The organism is Streptomyces murinus (assembly GCF_002154555.1).
In the GTDB taxonomy this organism is placed as follows: Bacteria; Actinomycetota; Actinomycetes; order Streptomycetales; family Streptomycetaceae; genus Streptomyces; species Streptomyces murinus.
This window is the reverse complement of sequence record NZ_MUNF01000421.1, coordinates 1-5,024: the sequence shown is the minus strand read 5'-3', so window position 1 is coordinate 5,024 and position 5,024 is coordinate 1. Positions and strand designations below refer to the sequence as shown.

The window sequence follows — 5,024 nt, the reverse complement described above, 5'->3', positions numbered from 1 at the left end:
CCGCCCTGCTGGCCCCCGCGCCCCCGATGCTGCGCCACCCGCTCGCCCTCCAGCGCGCGCTGCGCCCGCTGCGGCGCCGGGTCGACGCGCCCGTGGGCCAGGAGCTGGACGAGCGGGCGACCGCCGACCGCATCGCCCGCCTCGGCGCCGACCCCGACCGCTGGCTCCCGGTGCTGCGGCCCGCCCGGGAACGCTGGCTGAGCCTCAACCTGGTGCACGACGCCGGTCCCACGATGCCGGTCTGGCAGCCCCTGATCCATGAACTGCACACCGCGCTGGCCCAGTCGGGCGCCTTCCGCACGGTCACCCTGTACCGCGCCGACGCCGACGGCACGGTGCGCGGCCCCGACGGGCAGCTCCCCGCGGACGGCCGTACCGTCACCCTGCTGATCAGCGACTGCATGGGCCCGCAGTGGCGACAGAGCCTCGCGGGCACCCTGTGGTACGCCACCCTGCACCGCTGGGCGCGCCGGATGCCGCTGGCCGTCGTCCAGCCGCTGCCCGAACACCTGTGGCGGGAAACGGCGTTGCCCGCCGCCCCCGGCCGGCTCTCGGCCCCGCATCCCGTGGCGCCCTCGGCCGCGCTCGCCTTCACGCCGTACGACACCCCGGAGTTCGACGCCGGACCGGGCGCGGTGGTCCTCCCGGTGCTGGAGCCCGAGCCGCGCTGGCTGGCGAACTGGGCCGGGCTGATCAGCACGCCCGGCGGCACCCGGTTCCCGGCCGCCGCGGCCCGGTTGACGCGTCCGCTGCCGGTCGACGCGGAGGACCGTACGGACGTCGGCCGGTTGTCCGCCGAGGAGTTGGTGCTGCGATTCCGGTCGACGGCGTCCCCGGAGGCGTTCCGGCTGGCCGGGCATCTCGCGGTGGGGCGGCCCGATCTGCCGGTGATGCGGCTGGTGCAGGCCGCGGTGGAACCGGATCCCCGGCCCCGGCACCTGGCCGAGGTGGTGCTCAGCGGCATGCTGACCGCGCTGCCGGGGGCACCGGCCGGGTCGTACGCGTTCCGGGAGGGCGTACGGGAACTCCTGCTTCTCGGCCTGCCCCGCACAGAGCGCAACCGCACGGTCGAACTCCTCGACCGCATGGGCGAGTTCATCGACGAACTGGCGGGGCGCGCGCCGGGCGGGTTCCGGGCGGTGGTGCCGTCCGGACGGGGTCTGCCCACACCGGTGGAGCACGAGCCGGTCGCCATGCTCAGCGCGGAGAGCGTGCGGCGGCTGGCGCCGGGGGCCACGGCGGAGTTGTTCGCGGGCCGGTATCGCCTGTTGCGGCCGACCGCGGCGGCGGGGACCGAGGACCGGGGGTGGGTCGCCGAGGACACCCGGGAGGGCGACACCCGGGTCGTGGTGCGCACCTACCCCGCCGCCGGGAACGACGCCTCGTTCCCCGAGCTCTGCCGGATCCTCAGCCGGGTGGACCATCCCGGTGTCGCCCGAGTCCTCGACCATGGCGTCGCCGACGGAATCCCGTACCTGGTACGGGAGTTCGCCGGAGGACAGACCCTGCACCAGCGGCTCGCGATCGCCGGCCCGGGCGGGCTGTCCGACGACGAAGTACTCGATCTGCTGCCGCCGCTCGCCGAGGCGGTCCTCGCCCTGCTCGCGCAGGACGGGCCGCACGGTGCGCTGAACACCCACACCGTCGTCCTCGGCGACCGGCCGGTCCTGGTCTGTCTGGACTCGGCGCCCCTGGGCAACGGCGGTCACGGAACCACACTGCGCGCGCTCGGCGAGATCACGCGCGCCCTGCGCTCCGGTGTCTCCGCCGGACTCCGCGTCCAGCTGAACCGGGCCAGGGCCAACCTCCTGTCCGGTCCGGAGGACCAGCTGCTGGGCGCCGAAAGGCTCCGCGACCTGCCCGTGCACCGGACCGAGGACCCCACCGGCATCCTCTTCACGACCGACGATCTCGCCGGGCGGCCCGAGGCCCGCATCACCCTCGAAGCCGCCGTGCACGAGATCTTCTCCCGCTCCCTCGCCGCCGGCCAGTTCCAGATGTACGTCCGCCCGGACGGCTATCTGATGCGCCCCGCGCCCGGCGCCTATGTGCTGCCGGTCCTGGTCTCCGTACTGCGCGAACTCCCTTACGCCCTGGCCGGATCGGCGGATCCGCCACGGCTGCGGGTGTCCTTCTGGCCGGGGCCCGTCTCCCTGCCGGAGCCCCCCGTGGGCATCGACGTCGTCGTGTCCCCGGCGCTCTACGACGAGTTCGCCGCCAGCTCCGCCGCCCGGGACGCCCCGCCCTTCGAGCCGCTGTACGCCGACGACGCCCCGGAAGCGCCGCCGCTCGCCTGGTACTGCCCGCTCACCACCGAGCGTCCCCGACGCGAGCTGGTCCAGGGCCCGTTCATCACCCAGGACCTGCGCGATCTCGGCGTGCCCACCCCGGGCCGTACCGCCGTCGTCCACACCCGTGCCGACGGACCGCTGACCCTGCTCGACCCGATCCGGCCGTACGGCGGGCGGGAGCCGCGCGCGGAGACGTACTACACGGTCGACCTCACCCCGCAGCAGACGCGGGGGACCCTGTCCCTGCCCAGCTCGGGGAAGGCCGCGTTCACGGCGGTGGCGGAGCTGAGCTGGCAGGTCACCGATCCGGTGGCCTTCGTACGGTCCAGCGCGGCCGAGGTCTCCGCGCCGCTGTCGGCGCATCTGCGCGACGCGGCCGCCCGGATCACCGCCCGGCACCCGGCACGCCGGACGACCGCCGCCGAGCGCGCGGTCAACGACGGGGTGCGGGACTGGCCGGTGCCGGGGCTCACCGTGTCGTACTCCGTACGGCTGGGCGCGGACGGCGCACCCGGCCCCGCGCCCGCCGCCGCCCCGCCCCCCGAGGCCCTGCTCACCGCGGCCGACTGCGTCCTGATCGGCTACGACGGCCCGCTCGCCCGGCTGTTCACGGCGCACAGCGCGCGGGCGGCCGTCCTCGATCTGCTGGCCGTCGTGGCCGAACACCGCGATCCCGGCGAGGCGTTGGCGGGACGGCCGCCGGTCGCGGGGCCGGCGGGCCGGGAGGCGTTCCCGCATCCGCTGGATCTGCTGCGCGCGTTCTCCCACGACCGGCTCGGGCCGCTGCTGCGGGACCGGCTGGAGGAGCTGGAGCTGGCGGCCGTACCGGACGCGCCCATGACGCATCGTTCGCTCGCGCTGGTGCGGGCGCTGCACAAGTCCGGGCGGCGGGTGAGCGTGGTCTCGGACGTGAGTCCCCGGGCGGTGCAGCGGGGCGTGCAGTCGTACCGGCTGCCGCTCGCGGGGGTGCACGGACGGCGCGCGGACCTCAGGCTGCTGACGCCGGATCCGCACTGTCTGCTGCGGGCCCTGGAGCATCTCGGCACACCGGCCGGGCGTGGAGTGCTGCTCGGTTCCTCGGTCGCCGAGCTGACCGCGGCCCAGCGCCTCGGCCTGCCCTTCGTCGGGTTCTCCGCCGCTGCCGCCGGGCGCCGGCTGCTGCGCGAGGGCGGCGCGAAGGCGGTGGTCTCCTCGCTGGAGCCGCTGCTGGACGCGGTGCGGACCGGCTGACCCGGGACCGCGCCGCGCCGCGTGACCCGCAGGCCCGCCAGGCCACTTGACCCGGCGACACTCCGGGGACCCCGGTGATTACCCCCGTTCGGCGGCGCCCCGCCCGGCCCCCCAGAAAAGGCGGTCCGGGCCGCGCCCCGCGCAGGATACGGAGAGCAGGAAGAGCCGAATCCCGCCGCCCGGAAGGAGCTGCCGTGTCCGTCAGCCTGGAGCAGTTGCGCCGCTGTCACTTCGCCGTCGACCTGGGCGCGGCCCGTACCCGGGTGTATGTGAAGGGCGCGGGGCTCGTCGTGGACCAGCCCTCGGTCGCGGCCGTGAACGTCCGTTCCGGCTCGCTGATCGCGGTGGGCGACTTCGCGGAGCAGATGACCGGCCGCACCCCCGACTACATCAGGGTCGTACGGCCCATCTCCGGTGGCACGGTGGTCGACATCGACATGGCCCAGCGGATGCTGCGGCATCTGATGGGCGACAAGATGCGCCGGGCGCTGCGCCGCAAGGCCCGGCTGCGCGCCGCCGCGTGCACCCCGCACGACGCCGATCCGCTGGCCCAGCGGGCGACGATCGAGACGCTGCTCGGGCTCGGCGCGCGCCGGGTGGAGCTGGTGGACACGCTGATCGCGGCGGCGGTGGGCTGCGGGCTGCCGGTGGAGCGGCCCGAGGCCACCATGATCATGGTGTGCGGGGCGGCGGCCACACAGGTCGCGGTGCTGTCACTGGGCTCGATCGTCACGGCCCAGCGGATCCCGGTGGGCGGGGAGGCCGTGGACCACGCGATCGTGCAGTACCTGCGGCACACCCATGAACTGCTGCTGCCGAGCCAGTCGGTACGGCCGCTGCAACTGGCCCTGTCCGGCAACGGGCTGACCCCGCAGGGCCCGCCCCGGACCGAGATCAACGGCCGGGACGTGGCCACCGGGCTGCCGCGCACCGTACGGGTGGACACCTCGGCCGTGCGGGAGGCGATCCAGACCCCGCTGACGGCCGTCCTGGACGGCATCGGCAAGGTGCTGCGCGAGTGCCCGCCGGATCTGGTGGCCGATCTCGCCGACCGCGGGATCATCATGGTCGGCGGTTCGGCGCTGCTGCCCGGCTTCGACCAGATGGTGCGCGAGGCCACCGGGATGCCGGTGTTCATCGCCGAGCGCCCGGACCTGTGCGCGGCCCGGGGGCTCGGCGAGATGCTGGAGGGCCGGATCGAACCGCTGGTCCTGGATCCGCTGGCCGCCTGAACTCCCCTTCTTTCCCGGGTCGTTCAGTAGGCGTGGTCGGCCGTGATGTCCGCCGACAGATCGAGATGGCGGCGCGCGATCTCGGGGCGCAGGCTCATCAGGAGGTGGGTCAGGGCGTCCACCGCGGCGAGGTGGGCGATCCGGCTGGCGGAGGTCTCCAGGCCGAACACGAGGTCCTGGCCACCGTCGTCACGCTCACCAGTTACGCCCGTTCACCGCTGAGCGAGACCAGCAGTCAGGTGCTCGTCGCCGGTGGCCAGGACCTCGTGTT

At 74.9% G+C, this 5,024-nt stretch carries 2 protein-coding genes; both read left to right on the top strand.

Features of this window, described 5'->3' with window-relative positions:
• Nucleotides 1-3,521, top strand: a 3,521-nt coding sequence (locus tag CCN72_RS24670) for an SAV_2336 N-terminal domain-related protein (protein ID WP_086809702.1), incomplete at its 5' end; no start/stop codon positions are given.
• 194 nt (nucleotides 3,522-3,715) lie between these two features.
• Entirely contained in the window at nucleotides 3,716-4,753 is a 1,038-nt protein-coding gene (mreB, locus tag CCN72_RS24665) for a rod shape-determining protein (protein ID WP_086809700.1), read from the top strand.
• Nucleotides 4,754-5,024: the final 271 nt, after the last annotated feature.